This window comes from Rahnella sp. CG8 (genome assembly GCF_023701875.1).
GTDB lineage: Bacteria > Pseudomonadota > Gammaproteobacteria > Enterobacterales > Enterobacteriaceae > Rahnella > Rahnella aceris.
In genome coordinates this window covers 13,319-35,030 of the sequence record NZ_JABAED010000010.1, presented here as the reverse complement: position 1 = coordinate 35,030, position 21,712 = coordinate 13,319, and the positions used below count along the sequence as shown (strand labels likewise).

General features: G+C 51.1%; 20 protein-coding genes and 1 pseudogene. 1 reads left to right on the top strand and 20 read right to left on the bottom strand.

What is annotated here, in order from left to right; all coding sequences use genetic code 11:
- Nucleotides 1-10: 10 nt before the first annotated feature.
- Nucleotides 11-814, bottom strand: a pseudogene (locus HGO41_RS11390) (sugar phosphate isomerase/epimerase family protein); the annotation flags it as partial.
- A 110-nt stretch (nucleotides 815-924) separates the two neighbouring features.
- On the opposite strand from HGO41_RS11390, the gene HGO41_RS11385 reads away from it, so the two are divergent.
- On the top strand, nucleotides 925-1,617 hold the full coding sequence (locus HGO41_RS11385; protein WP_013577694.1) for a TetR/AcrR family transcriptional regulator: 693 nt from the start codon (nucleotides 925-927) through the stop codon (nucleotides 1,615-1,617).
- Between the two features lie 84 nt (nucleotides 1,618-1,701).
- On the opposite strand, the gene phoU is transcribed toward HGO41_RS11385, so the two are convergent.
- The 19 genes from phoU to mnmG form a co-directional block, all read right to left on the bottom strand.
- Complete coding sequence (gene phoU, locus HGO41_RS11380; protein WP_013577693.1) at nucleotides 1,702-2,433, bottom strand: phosphate signaling complex protein PhoU; 732 nt, start codon at nucleotides 2,431-2,433, stop codon at nucleotides 1,702-1,704.
- A gap of 10 nt (nucleotides 2,434-2,443) precedes the next feature.
- Nucleotides 2,444-3,211, bottom strand: coding sequence for a phosphate ABC transporter ATP-binding protein PstB (pstB, locus tag HGO41_RS11375; protein WP_013577692.1), 768 nt, complete (start codon nucleotides 3,209-3,211; stop codon nucleotides 2,444-2,446).
- Nucleotides 3,212-3,303: 92 nt separating this feature from the next.
- The gene (pstA, locus tag HGO41_RS11370) at nucleotides 3,304-4,191 is read right to left on the bottom strand and encodes a phosphate ABC transporter permease PstA (RefSeq protein ID WP_013577691.1); all 888 of its coding nucleotides are present in this window, start codon (nucleotides 4,189-4,191) and stop codon (nucleotides 3,304-3,306) included.
- A gap of 1 nt (nucleotide 4,192) precedes the next feature.
- Nucleotides 4,193-5,149 (bottom strand): phosphate ABC transporter permease PstC, encoded by a 957-nt coding sequence (gene pstC, locus HGO41_RS11365; protein WP_013577690.1) that lies wholly within the window; start codon nucleotides 5,147-5,149, stop codon nucleotides 4,193-4,195.
- A 94-nt stretch (nucleotides 5,150-5,243) separates the two neighbouring features.
- Nucleotides 5,244-6,284 carry a phosphate ABC transporter substrate-binding protein PstS gene (gene pstS, locus HGO41_RS11360; RefSeq protein ID WP_013577689.1) on the bottom strand — a complete coding sequence of 347 codons (1,041 nt, stop codon included), beginning with the start codon at nucleotides 6,282-6,284 and terminating at the stop codon, nucleotides 5,244-5,246.
- 216 nt (nucleotides 6,285-6,500) lie between these two features.
- The gene (gene rluF, locus HGO41_RS11355; protein WP_013577688.1) at nucleotides 6,501-7,373 is read right to left on the bottom strand and encodes a 23S rRNA pseudouridine(2604) synthase RluF; all 873 of its coding nucleotides are present in this window, start codon (nucleotides 7,371-7,373) and stop codon (nucleotides 6,501-6,503) included.
- Nucleotides 7,374-7,557: 184 nt separating this feature from the next.
- Entirely contained in the window at nucleotides 7,558-9,387 is a 1,830-nt protein-coding gene (gene glmS, locus HGO41_RS11350; RefSeq protein ID WP_037033885.1) for a glutamine--fructose-6-phosphate transaminase (isomerizing), read from the bottom strand.
- 132 nt (nucleotides 9,388-9,519) lie between these two features.
- Nucleotides 9,520-10,890, bottom strand: coding sequence for a bifunctional UDP-N-acetylglucosamine diphosphorylase/glucosamine-1-phosphate N-acetyltransferase GlmU (glmU, locus tag HGO41_RS11345; protein ID WP_013577686.1), 1,371 nt, complete (start codon nucleotides 10,888-10,890; stop codon nucleotides 9,520-9,522).
- Nucleotides 10,891-11,161: 271 nt separating this feature from the next.
- Nucleotides 11,162-11,584 carry a F0F1 ATP synthase subunit epsilon gene (locus tag HGO41_RS11340; protein WP_013577685.1) on the bottom strand — a complete coding sequence of 141 codons (423 nt, stop codon included), beginning with the start codon at nucleotides 11,582-11,584 and terminating at the stop codon, nucleotides 11,162-11,164.
- 27 nt (nucleotides 11,585-11,611) lie between these two features.
- The gene (gene atpD / locus HGO41_RS11335; RefSeq protein WP_013577684.1) at nucleotides 11,612-12,994 is read right to left on the bottom strand and encodes a F0F1 ATP synthase subunit beta; all 1,383 of its coding nucleotides are present in this window, start codon (nucleotides 12,992-12,994) and stop codon (nucleotides 11,612-11,614) included.
- 32 nt (nucleotides 12,995-13,026) lie between these two features.
- Complete coding sequence (gene atpG, locus HGO41_RS11330; RefSeq protein ID WP_013577683.1) at nucleotides 13,027-13,890, bottom strand: F0F1 ATP synthase subunit gamma; 864 nt, start codon at nucleotides 13,888-13,890, stop codon at nucleotides 13,027-13,029.
- Nucleotides 13,891-13,961: 71 nt separating this feature from the next.
- Entirely contained in the window at nucleotides 13,962-15,503 is a 1,542-nt protein-coding gene (gene atpA, locus HGO41_RS11325; protein WP_013577682.1) for a F0F1 ATP synthase subunit alpha, read from the bottom strand.
- Between the two features lie 12 nt (nucleotides 15,504-15,515).
- Nucleotides 15,516-16,049, bottom strand: coding sequence for a F0F1 ATP synthase subunit delta (gene atpH / locus HGO41_RS11320; RefSeq protein WP_013577681.1), 534 nt, complete (start codon nucleotides 16,047-16,049; stop codon nucleotides 15,516-15,518).
- A gap of 14 nt (nucleotides 16,050-16,063) precedes the next feature.
- Nucleotides 16,064-16,534 (bottom strand): F0F1 ATP synthase subunit B, encoded by a 471-nt coding sequence (gene atpF, locus HGO41_RS11315; RefSeq protein WP_013577680.1) that lies wholly within the window; start codon nucleotides 16,532-16,534, stop codon nucleotides 16,064-16,066.
- Nucleotides 16,535-16,599: 65 nt separating this feature from the next.
- Nucleotides 16,600-16,839, bottom strand: coding sequence for a F0F1 ATP synthase subunit C (atpE, locus tag HGO41_RS11310; protein ID WP_004093904.1), 240 nt, complete (start codon nucleotides 16,837-16,839; stop codon nucleotides 16,600-16,602).
- Between the two features lie 49 nt (nucleotides 16,840-16,888).
- Complete coding sequence (gene atpB, locus HGO41_RS11305; RefSeq protein WP_013577679.1) at nucleotides 16,889-17,671, bottom strand: F0F1 ATP synthase subunit A; 783 nt, start codon at nucleotides 17,669-17,671, stop codon at nucleotides 16,889-16,891.
- A 22-nt stretch (nucleotides 17,672-17,693) separates the two neighbouring features.
- A complete protein-coding gene (gene atpI, locus HGO41_RS11300) occupies nucleotides 17,694-18,092 on the bottom strand; it encodes a F0F1 ATP synthase subunit I (protein ID WP_013577678.1) in 399 nt (132 codons plus the stop codon).
- Between the two features lie 649 nt (nucleotides 18,093-18,741).
- Entirely contained in the window at nucleotides 18,742-19,362 is a 621-nt protein-coding gene (gene rsmG / locus HGO41_RS11295; protein WP_013577677.1) for a 16S rRNA (guanine(527)-N(7))-methyltransferase RsmG, read from the bottom strand.
- A gap of 129 nt (nucleotides 19,363-19,491) precedes the next feature.
- The gene (mnmG, locus tag HGO41_RS11290; RefSeq protein WP_112152011.1) at nucleotides 19,492-21,381 is read right to left on the bottom strand and encodes a tRNA uridine-5-carboxymethylaminomethyl(34) synthesis enzyme MnmG; all 1,890 of its coding nucleotides are present in this window, start codon (nucleotides 21,379-21,381) and stop codon (nucleotides 19,492-19,494) included.
- Nucleotides 21,382-21,712 lie beyond the last annotated feature (331 nt).

The window sequence follows — 21,712 nt, the reverse complement described above, 5'->3', positions numbered from 1 at the left end:
TTTCGTACGCCTGCATCCGCTTTTCCAGCTCCGTCAGAGATCGCAGGCCATCAGCCAGCGGCAGGGTTTTATCATTGAAGATTTCCAGTGACCAGGGGCCGGTGAAACCTTTACGGTTCAGCGTGCTGACAAAATCCACCAGCGGTAAATCGCCCTGCCCCGGATAACAGCGGTAACTACGGCTCCACTGCTGCACGTTCATGTCTTTGAACGGTACATCGGCCAGTTGCAGGAAACTGATTTTTTCCAGCGGCACTTCATCCAGACGGTCAAGATTGTCGCCCACGGCGAGAATATGAAAGCTGTCGAGCACAATGCCCAGCGCCGGACTGTTCACCTCGCGTACGCGATCCCACGCCTGGCGGTAACGGTTGACGTGTTTACCCCATGCCAGCGCTTCATAGCCGATACGGATGTCATACAGCTCCGCCATTTCCGCCAGCGCGGCGAGATCGGCAATCTGCACCTCCCGCTCCGGTGAACTTTCCGGATCGGTGTTGCTGCACACCAGTAAATGATCGCAGCCCAGCTCGCTCATCAGGTCGAACTGGCGGCGTGCGCTGGCGAGTTTTTCAACCCGCTTCTCTGCCGGAACCCCTTCGAAATCACGGAAAGGTTGCAGCAGGAAAATGCGCAGGCCGAGAGAATCGGCGAGGTTACGGATAGCCGCCGGTTTGACAGGACTTTTAAGCAAATCGTCTTCGAATATTTCCACACCATCAAATCCTGCAGCCGCAATGGCGGTAAGTTTTTCAGGCAAGGTTCCTGGTACTGAAACTGTCGCAATAGAATGTAACCGGGTGGTTGCAGGCAAAATAGTGTCCTTTTAGTCAGGCTTCGATACTTACAGTAGTGGACCCTCACGCCACATTCGTCAAGTGCGGCGAAGTTGTATGAACGCACAGATTGTAACTGGGCTAAGCAATGGTTAATCTCTGTGGCGAGAATGTGGTTAATGAAGAGGATAAGACGCTGAGCAGCCAAAGTTCCCCGGCGCCGGGACGTAAAAATGATCCGATAGGACTCAGGCAGCGCATTTTCGACAGCGCTCTGGCTGAATTCGCTGAATCCGGTCTGATGGGCGCGCGCATGGAAAATATCGCCTCCAATGCCAGCACCACGAAACGTATGGTGGTCTACCACTATAAGACCAAAGAAGCCCTGTACATGTTGGTTCTGGAACACGTTTATCGCGGTATTCGCCAGCACGAGCTGGAGCTGGACTTATCTTCGTTGCCACCTGCGGAAGCGATCGTCAAACTGGTAGAAGCCAGCTTCGATTTCCATGTCTCACACCCGGAATTTATCCGTATTGTATCGACAGAAAACATGCTGCGCGGCCGCTTTATCCGCCAGTCCACCAGCATCCGTGAGATCAACAAAACGGCATTAACGCTGCTGGAAGATATCCTTGAACGCGGCAAACAAAGCCATCTGTTTAAGGAAGATGCGCAGGCGCGCGACGTTCACCGCCTCATCAGCAGCCTGTGTGTGCACCAGGTCGCCAACCAATATACGTTCGGCGCTTTGTTTGAAAATCCGGATGAGGTGGATTTACAGACCGCCCATTACCGGCAGTTGGCCGTACAGGTCGCGCTGCGCTATGTGATGAAATAATTGCGCTGACCGGACGCGGGTATAGATCGGAAAGCAAAAAGGCCTCGTCAGAGGCCTTTTTTGTGGAGCGATGTCAGTAAACCCTTATTCTTTCGGCACATCTTTACCGTCTGTCAGCAATTTATCCAGCGCATCGCCGCCCACATGACGGAAATCCTGACCTTTCACAAAGTAGAAAATGAATTCGCAAATGTTCTGGCAACGGTCACCGATACGTTCGATAGAACGGGCGCAGAACAGTGCGGTCAGCACGCTTGGAATCGTGCGTGGATCTTCCATCATGTAGGTCATCAGCTGGCGCACAATGCCTTCATATTCCTGATCCACTTTTTTATCTTCACGGTAAATACGCACCGCTTCGTCAAGATCCATACGCGCAAACGCATCCAGCACATCATGCAGCATCTCTACGGTATGGCGGCCCAGCGATTCCAGGCTGACCAGCAACGGCTGATGCAAATGTGAGAATTTTTCCAGCGCCGTGCGGCAGATTTTATCTGCCACGTCACCGATACGCTCGAGTTCAGAAATGGTTTTGATAATCGCCATCACCAAACGTAAATCGCTGGCGGTTGGCTGGCGCTTGGCAATGATGCGCACACAAGCTTCGTCGATCGCCACTTCCATCAGGTTAACTTTGTCATCACCTTTGATGACGCGTTGCGCCAGTTCGGCATCCTGATTGTGCATCGCCGTGATGGCGTCAGTCAGTTGTTGCTCAACCAGGCCGCCCATCGCCAGAACCTGCGTACGGATATGTTCAAGCTCAGCATTGAACTGGCCAGAAATGTGTTTGTTTAAGTTCAGGTTGTCCATTCTTTGTACCTCAACCGTAGCGGCCAGTAATGTAATCTTCAGTCTGTTTGCGCGCTGGTGAAGTGAACAGCGAGTCAGTGTCGCTGTATTCGATCAGTTCGCCCAGATACATAAACGCAGTGCGATCTGAACAACGCGCAGCCTGCTGCATGTTGTGGGTCACGATCACCACGGTGTAATCAGATTTTAACTCGGTGATCAGCTCTTCGATACGGCCGGTAGAAATCGGATCGAGCGCCGAGCAAGGTTCATCGAGCAGCAGAACGTCAGGACGGATCGCAATACCACGTGCAATACACAAACGCTGTTGCTGGCCGCCGGACAGGCTGTAACCACTCTGGTGCAACTTGTCTTTAGATTCATTCCACAATGCAGCTTTGGTCAGCGCCCATTGCACACGCTCGTCCATATCCGTGCGGGACAGCTTTTCAAACAGACGGACACCAAACGCGATGTTGTCGTAAATCGACATCGGGAATGGCGTCGGTTTCTGGAAGACCATGCCGACTTTGGCGCGCAGCAGCGCGATGTCCTGCTTATCAACCAGAATGTTTTCGCCATCAAGCAGGATTTCACCCTCAGCGTGCTGTTCCGGATACAGCTGGTACATTTTGTTAAACGTACGCAGCAGCGTGGATTTACCACAGCCTGACGGGCCGATGAATGCCGTGACTTCGTTCTTAGCAATATCCAGGGAAATATTTTTCAGCGCGTGGAATTTGCCGTAATAAAAGTTCAGATCGCGAACCTGAATTTTGCTGTTGGATGCGTCAGTCATTCTCAGACATCTCTCTTATTCGCGCGCCGCATGGCGACGCCGGGTAAACAGTGATGGCAGCCGCTATCACCTGCCATCGATAATAAATTCGCTTATTGCTTTTTCGGGGCGAAAATCACACGCGCCAGAATGTTCAGCAGCAGCACACACACGGTAATCAGCAGTACACCCGCCCACGCCAGTTGTTGCCACTCGCCAAACGGGCTCATCGCAAACTTAAAGATGGTGACCGGCAGGTTAGCAATCGGCTGCATCATGTCGGTGCTCCAGAACTGGTTGGAGAGCGACGTAAACAACAGCGGCGCGGTTTCACCGGCAATACGGGCAATCGCCAGCAGGATCCCGGTGATAATGCCGGAAACTGAGGCTTTCAGTGTGATGGCCGAAATCATTTTCCACTTCGGCGTACCCAGTGCGTAAGCCGCTTCACGCAGGCTGTCCGGCACCAGTTTCAGCATGTTTTCCGTGGTACGGATAACAATCGGGATCTGTAACAATGCCAGTGCAAGCACGCCCGCCCAGCCGGAGAAGTGTCCCATTTTTGCCACCATAATGGTGTACACAAACAAGCCCACAACGATGGATGGTGCGGAAAGCAGAATGTCGTTAATGAAACGAATGAATTCAGCCAGCCAGGATTTACGTCCATATTCGGCCAGATAAATCCCCGCCATCACGCCCAGTGGCGTACCGATGACCGTTGCCCACAGAATCAATAATCCGCTGCCTGCAATGGCGTTAGCCAGACCGCCGCCTGCCGTATTCGGAGGCGGGGTATTTTCTGTGAACAGCGCCAGCGACATCCCGTCAACACCTTTAACGATCGTGGTGAACAAGATCCACACCAGCCAGAACAGACCAAATGCCATGGTCAGCATGGAGACCATCAGCGCCAGACGGTTCTTCTGACGGCGCCACGCCTGACGTTTGCGACGCGATTCCAGTAATGCAGTATTACTTTGCATTTCGAGTGTCGTCATCTTAACGGCCCTCTTTCTTAGCCAGACGCAGGATCATCATTTTCGACAGCGCCAAAACAATAAAGGTGATGACAAACAGGATCAGACCCAGTTCCATCAGTGCAGACGTATGCAGCCCGGCTTCTGCTTCGGCGAATTCGTTCGCCAGTGCAGAGGTAATGCTGTTGCCCGGCGCGTACAGCGATGCGCTATCGAGCTGGTAGGTGTTACCGATAATGAAGGTCACCGCCATGGTTTCGCCAAGTGCGCGCCCCAGACCTAACATCACGCCGCCGATCACACCATTTTTGGTGAACGGCAGCACGATGCGCCAGATCACTTCCCACGTAGTGCAACCAATGCCGTAAGCAGATTCTTTCATCATCACCGGCGTTTGCTCGAACACGTCACGCATGACGGAAGCTATGTACGGGATGATCATAATGGCGAGGATGACGCCTGCTGCCAGAATACCGATACCAAAACCCGGACCGGCGAACAGGGCACCAACAATCGGGATACCGGAAAGTACATCGCCCAACGGCGTCTGAAAATACTGCGCAAACAGCGGGGCGAAAACGAACAGCCCCCACATGCCATAAACAATACTGGGGATCGCCGCCAGCAGTTCAATAGCAATCCCCAGCGGGCGTTTCATCCAGTTCGGCGCCAGCTCGGTAAGGAATAATGCGATACCAAAGCTGACGGGAACAGCAATCAGCAGGGCAATAATGGAGGTCACGACCGTGCCGTAAATCGGCACCAGTGCGCCAAATTGCTGGTTCGGTGCATCCCAGGTTTTCGTCCACAGGAAGGACAATCCGAACTTTTCAATGCTCGGCAGGGAAGCAATAAACAGCGAGACGATAATGCCGCCCAACATAAATAGCACAATCAGCGCTGCCAGTTTAACCAGCGCGCCGAAGATGATGTCACCGTTTTTGCTGGGTGCCTTGATAGCCGGCTTGTATTCAGCCATACCACTCTCTTTTAATTCAGATTTAATTCCCTCCCCGGCCGGAGAGGGAATGAAGCAGAAGACTTGTACTCTATATCAGACCCGAGGTCAGATCCTAGTAAAGTGCTTTACCGCTGCTGTCTTTGATGTTGGTTTTCCAGGCTGCGCGGATCTGTTCTACAACAGAAGCTGGCAGTGCGGCGTAATCCAAATCAGTCGTCAGTTTGTTACCGTTTTTGTAAGCCCAGTCGAAGAACTTCAGCACTTCGGTGCCCTTCGCTGCATCTTGCTGGTCTTTGTAAATCAGGATGAAGGTGGTGGAGCTGATTGGCCACGCATTATCACCTTTCTGATTGGTCAGGTCCTGAGCGAAGGTTTTGCTCCAGTCTGCGCCTTTAGCGGCTGCACTGAAGGATTCTTCTGTCGGGCTGATGGCTTTGCCGTCTGCATCTACCAGCTTGGTGTAAGCCAGGTTGTTTTGCTTGGCATAAGCATATTCTACGTAACCGATTGAACCAGGCAGACGCTGAACGAAGGCTGCGACGCCGTCGTTGCCCTTGCCGCCGAGACCCGTTGGCCAGTTAACAGTAGAACCTGCACCGATTTTGTCTTTCCACTCGCTGTTCACTTTCGCCAGGTAGCTGGTGAATACGAAGGAAGTACCGGAACCGTCAGCACGGCGAACCACCGCGATGTTAGTGTCTGGCAGTTTCACGCCCGGGTTCAGCTTGGTGATCGCCGTATCGTTCCACTTTTTGATTTTACCGAGGTAAATATCACCCAGCGTTGCGCCATCCAGAGTCAACTGACCGGATTTGATGCCCGGGATGTTAACAGCCAGTACCACGCCGCCGATTACAGTAGGAAACTGGAACAGACCGTTTTTATTCAGATCTTCTTCTTTCATCGGTGCATCAGATGCCCCGAAATCAACGGTTTTAGCGATGATTTGTTTCACGCCGCCGGAAGAACCGATGCCCTGATAGTTAACCTGAGTACCGGTTGCTTTCTGGTATGCATCAGCCCACTTAGCATAGACAGGGGCTGGGAAGGTACCGCCAGCGCCAGTCAGGTTAGCGGCAGCGAAAGCAGACATTGCTGTGAGGGAGAAAGTCGCTGCTACAAGACCGGCGACGGTGTTACGCATCAATTTCATGTTCCACTCCTGGTGGTTTTAAACTTCCCGACTGATGTCGACGTTAATTAAAGTGTTTGGCACAGGAGGAAAATAGGACAGTTTAGTGACAGTAAAATGTACGTTATATGACAGTTTTATGACACTGGTCACAATTCGAACCATACGGGCAAAATGCGGGAGTTTTAAGCAGAAAAAGCCGGTTATTACACCGGCGGATAATGAAAAGCAGGTAAATTAACGCCCCTTCTTCTTACGGCCAGGCTGGGCAAAACGCTTGCGGGATGCGGAATTTGCTTCAGGTTTTTCGCTGTTTTTCGTTTTAGTGACAGCCGGTTTTTTAGCCTGAGCAGGTTTTGATGGCCCTTTTTTCGCCGGTTTGTCTTCAGACGAAGAGTTTTCAATCAGCTTAAACAATTCGATCAGTTCATCATCGGTCAGATCACGCCATTCGCCCAGCGGTAATCCTTTCAGATTGATATTCATAATACGCACACGTTCAAGCTTAGTGACGTCGAAACCAAAATGCTTAGTCATGCGGCGGATCTGTCGGTTAAGTCCCTGCACCAGCGTAATGCGAAACACCATCGGTGCTTCTTTCTTCACTTTGCATTTCTTGGTCACGGTGCCGAGCATCGGCACACCCGCGCCCATACCGGCAATAAACTCGTCCGTGATCGGTTTATTGACAGTCACGATATATTCTTTTTCGTGGTCGTTACCGGCACGCAGGATTTTATTGACCAGATCACCGTGATTGGTCAGTAAAATCAGGCCCTGCGAATCTTTGTCCAGACGGCCAATCGGGAAGACGCGTTTGCTGTGGTTAACGAAATCGCGGATGTTGTCCCGCTCCCCCTCTTCCATCGTGGTGATAATGCCTACGGGCTTGTTCAGCGCAATAAGCACCAGATCTTCTTCATCACGCGGCTCAATAATCTGACCATTCACTTTCACCACATCGCCGGCAAACACCTGAGCACCCACCGCAGCACGCCTGCCGTTGATAAAAACATTTCCCTGTTCGATGTAACGATCAGCATCGCGGCGCGAGCAGATGCCGCTCTCGCTAATGTATTTGTTGAGACGAATGGAGGAGTTAGTCAGCATTCAGAGGGGTACCTTCAGAAAAACGCGAACTATACCTTATCCGGGGCGGGTTACGAAGCCTGAGAGAAGAGAATCGTGACCGGCTGCTGACAAAGGGAGAGCAGGTCACCGGAGAACAACATTCTGGAAAGAGAAAAGCGCCCCGGGAGGCGCTTAGAGATAACATGGCTGAAACCGGACAGTCTTATTCGACAGTCACAGACTTCGCCAGATTACGTGGCTGGTCAACATCGGTGCCTTTAATCAGCGCAACGTAGTAGGACAGCAACTGGAGCGGTACGGTGTAGAAAATCGGAGCGACGATTTCTTCAACGTGAGGCAGCTGAATAATCTTCATACCGTCACTGTCGACAAAACCCGCGTCCTGATCGGCGAAGACATACAGTAAACCGCCACGTGCACGCACTTCTTCGATATTCGACTTCAGTTTTTCCAGCAATTCGTTATTGGGCGCAACCACGATCACCGGCATATCCGCATCAATCAGCGCCAGCGGGCCATGTTTCAGCTCGCCTGCCGCATAGGCTTCAGCGTGGATATACGAAATCTCTTTCAGCTTCAGCGCACCTTCCATCGCGATCGGATATTGATCGCCACGGCCAAGGAACAGGGCGTGATGTTTATCAGAGAAACCTTCAGCCAGTGTTTCGATAGTCTTATCCAGCGACAGCATTTGTTCGATGCGCGCAGGCAACGCCTGAAGCGCGTGAACAATGTCGTGCTCAACTTGCGGACTCATCCCTTTCAGGCGGCCCATACGCGCCACCAGCATCAGCAGAACGGTCAGCTGCGTGGTGAAAGCTTTGGTTGAGGCCACACCGATTTCGGTGCCCGCTTTGGTCATCAGCGCCAGATCGGATTCACGCACCAGAGAAGAACCAGCCACGTTGCATACTGCCAGCGAACCAAGATAACCCAGCTCTTTCGACAGACGCAGCGCTGCCAGCGTATCAGCCGTTTCACCCGACTGAGACAGCGTGATGATCAGGCTGCCCGGACGAACAGCAGATTTGCGATAGCGGAATTCCGAAGCGATCTCGACATCACAAGGCATGCCAGCCAGTGACTCAAACCAGTAACGCGCCACCATCCCGGAGTTATATGACGTACCGCAGGCGATAATCTGCACGTGCTGAACACGGGACAGAATTTCGTCCGCTTTTTCGCCCAGCTCGCTCAGATTCACTTCGCCGTGGCTGAAACGGCCTTCCAGGGTGTTTTTAATGGCCAGCGGCTGTTCGTAGATTTCTTTTTGCATGTAGTGGCGGTAAACGCCTTTATCACCGGCGTCGTACTGCACTTTGGATTCGATTTCTTCACGCTCAACGGCATGACCATTTCTGTCATATACGCTGACGGAACGGCGCTTAACTTCAGCAACATCGCCTTCTTCCAGGAACAGGAAGCGGCGGGTCACAGGTAACAGCGCCAGCTGATCGGAGGCAATGAAGTTTTCACCCACACCACGACCAATCACCAGCGGGCTGCCGGAACGGGCCGCGACCAGAACAGACGGATCGCGGCGATCCATCACCACCGTGCCGTAGGCTCCACGCAGTTGCGGGATAACGCGCTGGACCACTTCGAGCAGCGTACCGCCCTGGAGTTGTTCCCAATGCACCAGATGCGCGATCACTTCGGTATCTGTTTCAGAATCAAAACGGTAGCCGCGTTCAATCAACAATTCACGCAGAGGTTCGTGGTTTTCGATAATGCCGTTATGCACCACAGCAATGTAATCAGACACATGCGGGTGAGCATTCGCTTCAGAAGGTTCGCCATGGGTTGCCCATCGTGTGTGAGCAATACCGGTGCCACCATGCAAAGGATGTTCATCGAGTGCATCAGCCAGCATCTGGACTTTACCCAGACGACGCAAGCGCCCCATTTTCCCGTCAGCATCAATGACAGCCAGACCGGCTGAGTCATAACCGCGGTATTCGAGACGGCGTAAACCTTCCAACAGAATTTCAGCAATATCGCGTTGCGCTACTGCGCCTACAATTCCACACATCAGTTTTATTCCTATTGAAGGTCTTTTCGGGACCTTTTTTGATGCCTGACCTGATTTATCCGCAAGCCCCGTTTTCCGGTGTACTTGCGGTTCCCCGAGCCTTGTAGAGAGTTGGGGATTATTATGAACAGCTTATTTTTTCTTCACCGGTTTCTGCCAGTCAGGTTTATGCACCTGCGGCACCCGGCTTAACAGTAAACCATTGTCCGGCACGTCGCGCGTGACCGTTGTACCGGCGGCGATCGTCACGTTATTACCCACAGTGACTGGCGCTACCAGCTGAGAATCTGACCCCACAAAGACATCGTTACCGATGATGGTCTTATGCTTGTTTACGCCGTCGTAGTTGCAGGTGATGGTACCCGCGCCAATGTTAACGTTATCCCCAATATCAGCATCACCAAGGTAGGAGAGATGACCAGCTTTAGAGCCTTTGCCGAGACGCGCTTTTTTGATTTCGACGAAATTGCCGACATGCGCGCCTTCAGCCAGTTCAGCGCCGGGGCGCAGACGGGCGAAAGGCCCGACCGTACAACCGCTTTCCAGCACCGCATCTTCGAACACGCTGTAAGGACTGACTTCACAGTCATCGCCAATCACGCAATTTTTCAGCACGCAGCCCGCACCGATTTTGACGCGGTCACCCAGTTTCACGTGACCTTCGATAATGACATTGGTGTCGATCAGTACATCGATGCCGTGAGACAGTTCACCGCGCAGATCAAACCGCGCTGGGTCCATCAGCATCACGCCTTCGAGCAACAGACGCTCTGCCTGTTCACTCTGATATACGCGCTCAAGACGGGAAAGTTGCAGGCGGTTATTCACACCATCCACTTCGCTGTTTCGCGCCGGATGAACGGTGGCGATCAGATGTCCTTCCGCATGCGCCATCGCAATAATATCGGTGATGTAGTATTCACCCTGCGCATTGTTGTTATTCAGCTGCCCGAGCCAGCGTTTGAATGACGCGCCGTTAGCGACCAGGATACCGGTGTTAATTTCCTGAATTTTCAGCTGTTCTTCGCTGGCATCTTTCTGCTCAATAATGCCGGTAACAATGCCATTCTCACGAACGATACGGCCATAACCGGTCGGGTCATCCAGCACGACGGTCAGTAAACCAATGCCGCCATCGGGCTTGGCTTTGAGTAATTCGTTCAGGGTGTCGACGGAAATCAGCGGAACATCGCCGTACAGCATCAGCACATCTTCATCATCGGCAAAGAACGGCGCCGCCTGCTGCATCGCATGACCGGTCCCCAGTTGCTCTGCCTGCAATACCCAGTTCAGATCACTGCCTGCCAGATTTTTCTTCAGTAAATCGCCACCATGGCCATAGACCAGATGCACGTTCCGGGCACCCACTTGCGTGGCCGCATCAATGACGTGCTGAACCATTGGCTTGCCAGCCAATGGGTGAAGAACTTTCGGAAGGTTGGAGTACATGCGTGTCCCCTTGCCCGCGGCAAGGATCACCACACTCAGTGCGCTGTTCGACATAGGTAACCTGACAAATCCAATTTGAGTGACAAAAGTAACCCGTTCAGTGCGCGGATTACTACATATTTCGCTTCAAAAACCGCCCGCAGGCCGCAGCCTGCAAGGGTTGTATGCTGTATAGACTACACCAAAAAAACTGAGGGTAAAGTGTCGGTTAATCACCCAAGTATTCCATTAAAAGCGAAAATTAGCCTTGGGAAAAACACTGAAAATGCACTTTATTAAAAGCAAAAAAAAAGCGACCCGAAGGTCGCTTTTCTAACTGATGTTGTTACATCGCTTTTCTGGTCAGTTCGATAACGCGAAGTTTCGCGATCGCCTTAGCCAGTTCCGCTGACGCCTGAGCGTAATCAACGTCGCCGTGAGAACCACTAATGTGTTCTTCCGCTTTGCGCTTAGCTTCAAGCGCGCGCGCTTCGTCGAGGTCTTGCCCACGGATTGCAGTATCAGCCAACACGGTCGTTGCATTCGGTTGCACCTCAAGGATGCCACCGGAAAGATAGATATACTCTTCTTCACCGTGTTCTTTAACAATGCGCACCATGCCAGGCTTGATGGCGGTGAGCAGCGGAGCATGCCCCGGGAAAATACCCAGTTCGCCTTCGCTACCCGTCACTTGGATCTTTTGTACCATGCCGGTAAACATACGTTTTTCCGCACTAACAACATCCAGATGGTAAGCTTTTTCAGCCATGTCATCCTCTCTCACAACAAGCTAGCGTTACAGTTTCTTGGCTTTTTCCACTGCTTCATCAATGGTGCCAACCATGTAGAACGCTTGTTCCGGCAGGTGATCGTAGTCGCCGTCCATAATGCCTTTGAAACCACGAATGGTATCTTTCAGCGATACGAACTTGCCCGGAGAACCGGTGAAGACTTCGGCCACGAAGAATGGCTGGGACAGGAAGCGCTGAATTTTACGCGCACGGGATACAACCAGTTTGTCATCTTCTGACAACTCGTCCATACCCAGGATCGCGATGATGTCTTTCAGTTCCTGGTAACGTTGCAGAATAGACTGCACGCCACGAGCCACATCGTAGTGCTCCTGACCAACAACCAGTGGATCCAGCTGACGGCTGGTGGAATCCAGTGGGTCAACCGCCGGGTAAATACCCAGTGACGCGATCTGACGGCTCAGAACCACGGTCGCATCTAAGTGAGCGAAGGTGGTAGCTGGAGATGGGTCAGTCAAGTCATCCGCAGGAACGTAAACGGCCTGTACGGAGGTGATTGAACCACTTTTGGTCGAGGTGATACGTTCTTGCAGAGCGCCCATCTCTTCCGCCAGCGTTGGCTGATAACCTACCGCTGATGGCATACGGCCCAGAAGTGCGGACACTTCGGTACCGGCCAGGGTGTAACGGTAAATGTTGTCAACGAACAGCAGTACGTCACGACCTTCGTCACGGAATTTCTCCGCCATGGTCAGACCGGTCAGTGCAACGCGCAGACGGTTACCTGGTGGCTCATTCATCTGACCATACACCAGGGAAACTTTGTCGATAACGTTGGAGTCGGTCATTTCGTGATAGAAGTCGTTACCCTCACGAGTACGTTCACCCACACCTGCAAACACAGAATAACCGGAGTGCTCGATCGCGATGTTACGGATCAGCTCCATCATGTTTACAGTCTTACCAACACCCGCACCACCGAACAGACCGACTTTACCGCCCTTAGCGAACGGACACATCAGGTCCATAACTTTGATACCGGTTTCCAGCAGTTCCTGGGAGTTTGCCAGCTCTTCATAAGAAGGCGCAGCGCGGTGGATCGCACGACGTTCTTCTTCGCCGATCGCACCTTTCATGTCGATTGGTTCACCCAATACGTTCATGATACGACCCAGAGTCGCTTTACCCACCGGTACTTCAATTGGGTGTTCCAGGTTGTTCACTTTCAGACCGCGACGCAGGCCGTCTGAGGTACCCATTGCGATACAACGAACAACGCCGCCGCCTAACTGTTGCTGTACTTCCAGCACCAGTTTGGAGGTACCGTTTTCTACCTCAAGAGCATTGTACACGTTCGGTACTGCATCCTGAGGGAACTCGACGTCCACCACGGCGCCGATTACCTGGATAATCTTTCCAGTAGCCATCTTGAATCCTCTACGTAATTCGTAAACCTAGCTTAAACCGCGGAGGCTCCCCCGACGATCTCGGTGAGTTCCTGAGTGATGCTGGCCTGACGAGCTTTGTTGTATACCAACTGCAGCTCTTTGATCAGGCTGCCGCCGTTATCGGTTGCGGCTTTCATCGCTACCATTCGCGCGGCCTGTTCGCTGGCCAGGTTTTCTACGACGCCCTGATAAACCTGGGACTCCACATAGCGACGCAGGAGAGTATCCAACAGTGCTTTAGGGTCCGGCTCATACAGGTAATCCCAGGATTTTTTCGCCAGTTCGCCGTCTTCTGCTGGTGGCAGAGGCAACAACTGAACGATACGTGGTTCCTGAGACATGGTATTGACGAATTTATTGCTAACAACGCATAACTTGTCTAAGCGACCTTCGTCGAAAGCCTGCAACATCACTTTCACCGGCCCGATCAGTTCTGACAGGGAAGGGTTATCCCCCATGCCAGTCACCTGAGCAACAACGTTGCCCCCAACGGAGCCGAAAAAAGAGGCTGCTTTGGAACCGATCAGTGCGAGATCAACTTCAACACCTTTTTCGGACCAGCCTTTCATCTCTGACAGCAGTTTTTTGAACAGGTTAATGTTCAGACCACCACAAAGACCACGGTCGGTAGACACCACCAGATACCCGACACGCTTAATTTCACGCTCATCCAGGTACGGGTGCTTGTATTCCAGATTACCAAGCGCAAGGTGACCAATCACTTCACGAATGGTTTCTGCATAAGGACGGCTGGCCGCCATGCGATCCTGCGTTTTACGCATTTTGGAGGCGGCGACCATTTCCATCGCTTTAGTGATCTTTTGCGTGTTTTGCACGCTGCTGATCTTACTACGTATCTCTTTTCCGCCGGCCATCTCTGCTTCTCCTCATTACCAAACGGCCTGCTGCTTATCTGCCAGAGGCAGGGCAGCAAGGCCGCGAGGTGTTACCAGGACTGGGTTGCTTTGAAGGTATCGAGGATATTTTTGAATTTACCCTCGATCTCATCGTTATACGCACCAGTTTGGTTGATTTGCTGCAGAAGCTCGCCGTGCTCACGGTCAGCGTAAGCCAACAGTGCAGCTTCGAAGCTACCGACTTTAGACAACTCAACGTCTTCCAGATAACCACGTTCTGCTGCGAAGATGATCAGAGACTGCGCAACGATTGACATCGGAGCGTATTGTTTCTGTTTCAGCAGCTCAGTCACTTTCTGACCGTGATTCAGCTGTTTACGGGTTGCCTCATCCAGATCAGAAGCGAACTGCGAGAACGCAGCCAGCTCACGATACTGTGCCAGAGCGGTACGAATACCACCGGACAGTTTCTTCATGATCTTAGTCTGAGCAGCACCACCAACACGGGATACCGAAATACCCGGGTTAACCGCAGGACGAATACCGGCGTTGAACAGGTTAGATTCCAGGAAGATCTGACCATCGGTAATCGAGATTACGTTGGTCGGAACGAACGCGGAAACGTCACCCGCTTGCGTTTCGATAATTGGAAGCGCAGTCAGGGAACCGGTTTTGCCTTTCACTTCACCTTTGGTGAATGCTTCAACATACTCGGCGTTAACACGCGCAGCACGTTCCAGCAGACGGGAGTGAAGATAGAAAACGTCGCCTGGGTAAGCTTCACGGCCAGGTGGACGACGAAGCAGCAGGGAAATCTGACGGTAAGCAACAGCCTGTTTAGACAGGTCATCATAAACGATCAGTGCGTCTTCACCGCGGTCACGGAAGTATTCACCCATTGCGCAACCGGAATACGGTGCCAGGTATTGCAGTGCAGCAGATTCTGATGCAGTTGCAACAACAACGATGGTGTTTGCCAGTGCGCCGTGCTCTTCCAGTTTACGAACCACGTTAGAAATGGTGGACGCTTTCTGGCCGATAGCCACATAGATACATTTGATGCCGGAATCGCGCTGGTTGATGATCGCATCGATCGCCAGAGCTGTTTTACCGGTTTGACGGTCGCCGATGACCAGTTCACGTTGACCACGACCAATTGGGATCATGGCATCAACGGACTTATAACCTGTCTGCACAGGTTCATCTACCGACTGACGTTCGATAACGCCAGGTGCGATTGCTTCAACAGCTGAGAAGCCGTCGTGCTCTACCGGACCTTTACCATCAATTGGCGCACCCAGGGTGTTAACCACGCGGCCCAGCAGGCCACGGCCAACTGGAACTTCCAGGATACGGCCAGTACATTTTACTTTCATACCTTCGGCGAGGTCAGCGTAAGGGCCCATTACAACGGCACCTACAGAGTCACGCTCCAGGTTCAGGGCGATAGCGTAGCGGTTACCCGGCAGCGCAATCATTTCGCCTTGCATGACATCGGCTAAGCCGTGCACACGGATGATCCCGTCACTGACGGAAACGATAGTACCTTCATTGTGAGCTTCGCTCACCACATTGAACTGAGCAATGCGCTGCTTGATCAGTTCGCTGATTTCGGTGGAATTCAGTTGCATGCTCCAGTCCCCTTAAGACTGCAAGACGTCTGCCAGGCGTTCTAGACGACTGCGAACGCTGCCATCAATCACCATATCACCTGCACGGATTACGACACCGGCAAGAACAGACTTGTCAATTTTGCAATTCAGCTTAACTTTGCGAGACAGACGTTTTTCCATCGCAGCAGCAATTTTTGCCTGCTGTTCTTCCGAAAGCGGATTTGCTGAGGTCACTTCAACTTCAGCAACAGCCTCGAGAGAGGCGCGCAGTTCAATAAACTGCTCCAGCACTTGCGGAAGAACGCGTAAACGTCCATTTTCAGCCATTACCTTAATCAGGTTTTGGCCTGCGTCGTCGAGTTCGTCACCACATACGGCAATAAACGTTTTAGACAAAGTTTCAGGCGCGCTAGCACCGGAAAGCAGTTCTTCAATTTGTTCATTGCGCGTGACTTCAGCCGTGAACGCTAACATGGACTGCCAGCGGTCTAAGCTTTGGTGCTCAACGGCAAAGTCAAAAGCTGCTTTGGCGTAGGGGCGAGCTACAGTTACAAATTCAGACATCAGCCCCTCCCTCCTTACAGTTCAGCGACCAGTTTATCAACGATGTCGCTGTTAGCAGCTTCATCCACGGAACGTTCGATAATCTTCTCGGCGCCAGCAATGGCCAAAATTCCGACTTGCTTACGCAACTCTTCACGGGCGCGTTGGCGTTCGGCGTCGATCTCTGCCTTGGCTTGCGACACGATCTTGTTACGTTCCTGCTCGGCTTCAGCTTTTGCTTCGTCGACGATTTGAGCTTTACGCTTGTTCGCCTGATCGATGATTACCTGAGCTTCAGCTTTGGCTTTCTTCAGTTGGTCGGTCGCATCGGCTTGCGCTAAGTCCAGCTCTTTTTTGGCACGTTCTGCGGAAGATAAACCTTCAGAAATTTCTTTCTGACGTTTTTCGATGGCAGCCATAATTGGCGGCCATACGTACTTCATGCAGAACCAGACAAACAGGACGAACGCGATAGCCTGGCCGAGGATTGTTGCGTTAAGATTCACAGCACAATGCCTCTTTCAAAGTGAATTATTTGATGTAGTTCGATTAACAGTGAGCAAGCTCAGTGTTAGGCGACAGCAAACATCACGTACAGACCCAGACCAACCGCAATCATTGGGATTGCATCGACCAGACCCATAACGATAAAGAACTGTGTACGCAACAGAGGGATCAGGTCAGGCTGACGTGCAGCACCTTCCAAGAATTTACCACCCAAGATGCCGATACCGATTGCAGCACCGATTGCCGCCAGGCCCATCATCACAGCGGCAGCCATGTACAGCAGATCCATACTCAGGTTTTCCATGACAGTCTCCAGTTTGTTTCAGTTAAAACGCAGTAGTGTTGAAAGAAAATCAGTGTTTTTCAGATGCCATCGAGAGATAGACAATCGTCAGAACCATGAAAATAAAGGCTTGCAGCGTAATGATCAGGATGTGGAAAATGGCCCAAGGCACATTTAGAATCCACTGTGACCACCACGGCAACAGGCCAGCAATAAGGATGAAGATCAACTCACCCGCATACATATTGCCAAACAGTCGCAGACCCAGTGAAACTGGTTTAGACAGCAGGCTGACACCTTCAAGAATCAGGTTAATCGGAATGAAAACCGGATGATTGAATGGCTGCATTGTCAGTTCTTTAATGAAACCGCCAAAGCCTTTCATCTTAATGCTATAGAAAAGAATCAGAATGAATACGCCGAGTGCCATGGACAACGTGATGTTCACGTCAGCCGTAGGAACCACACGCAACGCTGGCAGACCAAGCAATTTTTCACCGATAGTCGGCAACAAATCGATTGGCAGCAAATCCATCAGGTTCATCATAAACACCCAGACGAAGACGGTCAGCGCGAGAGGTGCAATCACTTTGCTTTTGCCGTGATACATGTCACGTACGCTGCTGTCGACGAAACCAACGACCAGTTCAACTGCGGTTTGCAGTTTACCCGGGACACCGCTGGTGGCGTTTTTGGCTACGCGATGGAAAATAACCAGAAAGAGTACTCCGAGGAACACGGAGAAAAACATCGAATCGATGTTAATCGACCAGAATCCCGTCCCAATCTGAAGCTGAGTCAGATGGTGACCGATATACTCTTGTGGAGTAGAGATTTCTCCTGATGCAGACATGATGCCTCTTACCCTTTAGTAGTTAAGTACGGTAACTGTTAATGACGGCCGGTGCCAAAATCTGAGTCATCAACACCGATAAATAGGCCAACCCCAACGGAGCAAAAGCCGCCTTAAACAGGCCAAGTGCGATAACCATTAAGATCACCGTAACCAGCACCTTCAGCGCTTCTCCGATTGCAAAGGACCAGGCAACCCGTCCAGAGACCGTTGTTTGCGCCTGATGGCGCCATGCAAACAGCATGAACAGTACATTTGGCACCCAGGCGGCCAACCCACCCATAAGAGCCGATGTGGTCCATTCCAGGCTTTTAAAACCAAATACTGCACTGAGCAGAACAAAGGTCAATAACTGCAGTATCAACAGCTTTCTGGCAACCTTCACACTATTTGTACTGTGTAAAATACCGGATACAGACATGACGTTTGTTCTCTCCGTATCAAGTACCTAGCTGGAGGTAGACTGAATGCCGTATATCACTGCCTTTACTGTTTTGAGTCAAGCAGCAAAAACCGAGCAAATTATACGGGGCACAGGGACGAATTCAATGGATAAGTAGCGAAAAGGTGAACAATTATTTAAATTTTCCCCTTCACGACTATTTTGACAACCAAACTATAGCTGAATTTGCCCTTTTTGGTTTGATACGGTTATTTCATCACCCGACAAAGAAGCGTGCACTGGATCACATAATTAACTCATGACACTTTATATACCCTGCACTGTTTGAATGTCTTTAGCTAATCAGGCCTTTTAAAATCTTTATAAATCAATTTGTTAATAAAACACTGTTCGTTAAACAATCTTCTTTAAAAATAACCACGATTTATTGACACAACAACCCAACAAATAACAACATTTTCATTACAAGTTCAATATCAGCCGGTTGATGACCGTTCAATTTCAAAAGTGACTATTACAGTCCGGATTAAAATAAAAACATCTCTGAAATGCTATCAGTCTGTAAAAAAGCGGTGATTGAGTGTTTGTCACCGCTATATAATTAGCCTGCTCATTTTAACTGCAATAACACATGCGCTTTTTAAATATTTTTTGATAAAACGCAACTTTAGTTTGAGCTAAGAATGACGAGATGCCGTTCCCCGTCAAGTTCTGGTACCTGCAGTTTTATGACCGATTCCAAAGTGATACCTTCCGGCAATAGCGCCATTTCATCATCAGGGCTCACCCCTTTTAAGGCGTAAAAACGCCCCTGCCCTTTTTGTGGCAGGTGATGGCACCAGGAAAGCATATCCTGCAGGGACGCAAAAGCACGGCTGATCACCCCATCAAACAACGGGTCTGGCTCAAACTCTTCCACACGACTTTGTACCGGTTCGATATTTTTCAGCCCCAGTTCATGCTGAACCTGACGCAGGAAGCGTACGCGCTTACCCAGGCTGTCCAGCAGCGTAAAGTGTGAATCAGGGCGAACGATGGCAAGAGGAATTCCCGGTAAACCAGGGCCTGTGCCTACGTCGATGAAACGGCTGCCCTGCAGATGCTCATTTACTACGATGCTGTCCATGATATGGCGTACCAGCATCTGCATCGGGTCACGGACAGACGTCAGGTTATAGGCTTTGTTCCACTTATGCAGCAGTTCCACATAGCCAATCAGTTGCTGTTTTTGCTGATCGGGTAACGCTATTCCTGCCGCAGCAAGCAGCGAGTCCAGTTTCTTTTGCACAGTGAATCCTCAGAAAGAGTCGATATTCGGGAACAGCCCGGTTGAGAAATGATAAAACACTCAGAAAGATGGGAAAAGTAAGAACTGACCGCCGCTTTGTTTTCAAAGGGCGGTCATAAGAGAGGTGAGTTATGCGCTACGGCGCAGTAAGCCTTGTTTTTTAAGCCAGATCAGCAAGATCGAGATAGCTGCCGGCGTAATACCCGAGATCCGCGATGCCTGACCAATGGAGGTCGGCTTGTGATCGTTAAGCTTGGCGATCACTTCATTGGAAAGACCATTAACCTGGCGGTAATCAAGATCAACAGGCAACACAGTGTTTTCGTTACGCTGCTGTTTTTCGATCTCTTCCTGCTGACGGGCGATATAGCCTTCATATTTGATCTGAATTTCAACCTGTTCTGCTGCCTGCACATCCGGGACAGAAGGTGCGAACGGAGAAAGACGGGTAATCAGCTCATAGGTCATTTCAGGACGACGCAGCAGTTCTTCTGCACTGGCTTCTTTAGAAAGCGGTGCAGAAAGATGTGCATTAATCTCTTCAACCTGCGCGTGATGAGGGTTCACCCAGATACCACGCAGACGCTGACGTTCCTGTTCGATCATTTCCAGTTTTTCGTTGAACCGCGCCCAGCGGGCATCGTCAACCAGACCTAATTCACGGCCTTTTTCTGTCAGGCGTAAATCGGCATTGTCTTCGCGCAGCATCAGTCGATATTCAGCGCGTGATGTAAACATCCGGTACGGTTCTTTGGTGCCCAGCGTACACAGGTCATCAACCAGCACACCGAGATAAGCTTGATCGCGACGTGGCGCCCAGCCCTCTTCTTCGCTGGCACTACGGGCAGCATTCATGCCAGCGAGTAAGCCCTGTGCAGCGGCTTCTTCGTAACCCGTCGTACCGTTGATTTGTCCGGCAAAGAACAGACCGGCGATAAATTTACTTTCCAGCGTCGGTTTCAAATCACGCGGATCGAAGAAATCGTATTCAATCGCATAACCCGGACGAACAATAACGGCATTTTCCATCCCCTGCATAGACCGGACGATCTGCATCTGCACATCGAATGGCAGGCTGGTGGAAATTCCGTTTGGATAAACTTCATTGCTGGTCAGGCCTTCCGGTTCAAGGAAGATCTGATGAGAATTGCGATCGGCAAAACGCATGACTTTATCTTCGATCGACGGGCAGTAACGCGGGCCGATCCCTTCGATGATCCCGGCATACATCGGGCTGCGATCCAGATTATTGCGGATCACGTCATGGGTTTTTTCGTTGGTATAGGTCATGTAACACGGGATCTGGCGCGGATGTTGCGACACATTGCCCATGAACGAGAATACCGGTGCCGGATTATCACCATGCTGTTGTGCCAGAACACTGAAATCAATGGTCCGGGCATCAATACGCGGAGGTGTACCGGTTTTAAGACGGTTAACGCGTAAAGGCAATTCACGCAAACGTTGAGACAAAGAGATCGCCGGAGGATCCCCTGCACGGCCACCGCTGTAGTTTTCCAGACCTATGTGGATCTTTCCGTCCAGGAAGGTGCCGACAGTCAGTACAACCGCTTTAGCGCGGAATTTCAGCCCCATTTTGGTCACAGCACCGACCACACGATCGTTTTCGACGATCAGGTCTTCAACAGGTTGCTGGAAGATCATCAGGTTTGGCTGGTTTTCCAGGGCGGTACGGACGGCCTGACGGTACAGAACGCGGTCAGCTTGAGCACGTGTTGCCCTGACTGCCGGGCCTTTGCTTGCGTTTAGTATCCTAAACTGAATACCCGCATGATCGATAGCCGTAGCCATCAGTCCGCCCAATGCGTCGACTTCTTTTACCAGATGTCCTTTCCCGATCCCGCCAATTGCCGGGTTACACGACATCTGTCCCAGCGTGTCGATATTGTGGGTTAATAATAAGGTCTGACGTCCCATGCGTGCAGAAGCCATTGCGGCTTCAGTACCTGCATGACCACCACCTATGATGATGACGTCAAATTGATCCGGATAAAACATGCGACTGCACCTCGGCGTTCAAGCGAACTTTCTTTGTATGGCGTTGGGAGGAGGGATTCTACTCAAGTTTTGAGCTTCCACAAGTCCCCGGGGATCTTCACTAATTAAAAGAAGATCTTTTTTATTTAAAGATCTCTTATTAATACTTCTATTAGGATCGCGATCCTCTGTGCATAAGTCTTTTTTGTTTATGAAGATCAGTATGCTAAGAAGGATCGAATGCTGTGAATGATCGGTGATCCTGGACAGTATAAGCTGGGATCAGAAGTGAGAGTTATGCACAGCATGAAAAGCGTACAGGAGTTGTTAGAGGGATAACTACGGGTTTTAC

Coding starts and splice junctions, on each gene's coding strand:
- phoU (WP_013577693.1), bottom strand. CDS start 2,433: ATGGACAACCTGAACTTAAACAAACACATTTCTGGCCAGTTCAATGCT.
- glmS (WP_037033885.1), bottom strand. CDS start 9,387: ATGTGTGGAATTGTAGGCGCAGTAGCGCAACGCGATATTGCTGAAATT.
- atpE (WP_004093904.1), bottom strand. CDS start 16,839: ATGGAAAACCTGAGTATGGATCTGCTGTACATGGCTGCCGCTGTGATG.
- atpB (WP_013577679.1), bottom strand. CDS start 17,671: ATGTCTGCATCAGGAGAAATCTCTACTCCACAAGAGTATATCGGTCAC.
- atpA (WP_013577682.1), bottom strand. CDS start 15,503: ATGCAACTGAATTCCACCGAAATCAGCGAACTGATCAAGCAGCGCATT.
- rluF (WP_013577688.1), bottom strand. CDS start 7,373: ATGCTGACTAACTCCTCCATTCGTCTCAACAAATACATTAGCGAGAGC.
- atpI (WP_013577678.1), bottom strand. CDS start 18,092: ATGTCTGTATCCGGTATTTTACACAGTACAAATAGTGTGAAGGTTGCC.
- pstA (WP_013577691.1), bottom strand. CDS start 4,191: ATGACGACACTCGAAATGCAAAGTAATACTGCATTACTGGAATCGCGT.
- atpD (WP_013577684.1), bottom strand. CDS start 12,994: ATGGCTACTGGAAAGATTATCCAGGTAATCGGCGCCGTGGTGGACGTC.
- pstC (WP_013577690.1), bottom strand. CDS start 5,149: ATGGCTGAATACAAGCCGGCTATCAAGGCACCCAGCAAAAACGGTGAC.
- atpG (WP_013577683.1), bottom strand. CDS start 13,890: ATGGCCGGCGGAAAAGAGATACGTAGTAAGATCAGCAGCGTGCAAAAC.
- HGO41_RS11385 (WP_013577694.1), top strand. CDS start 925: ATGGTTAATCTCTGTGGCGAGAATGTGGTTAATGAAGAGGATAAGACG.
- pstS (WP_013577689.1), bottom strand. CDS start 6,284: ATGAAATTGATGCGTAACACCGTCGCCGGTCTTGTAGCAGCGACTTTC.
- atpH (WP_013577681.1), bottom strand. CDS start 16,049: ATGTCTGAATTTGTAACTGTAGCTCGCCCCTACGCCAAAGCAGCTTTT.
- pstB (WP_013577692.1), bottom strand. CDS start 3,211: ATGACTGACGCATCCAACAGCAAAATTCAGGTTCGCGATCTGAACTTT.
- mnmG (WP_112152011.1), bottom strand. CDS start 21,381: ATGTTTTATCCGGATCAATTTGACGTCATCATCATAGGTGGTGGTCAT.
- HGO41_RS11340 (WP_013577685.1), bottom strand. CDS start 11,584: ATGGCTGAAAAAGCTTACCATCTGGATGTTGTTAGTGCGGAAAAACGT.
- glmU (WP_013577686.1), bottom strand. CDS start 10,890: ATGTCGAACAGCGCACTGAGTGTGGTGATCCTTGCCGCGGGCAAGGGG.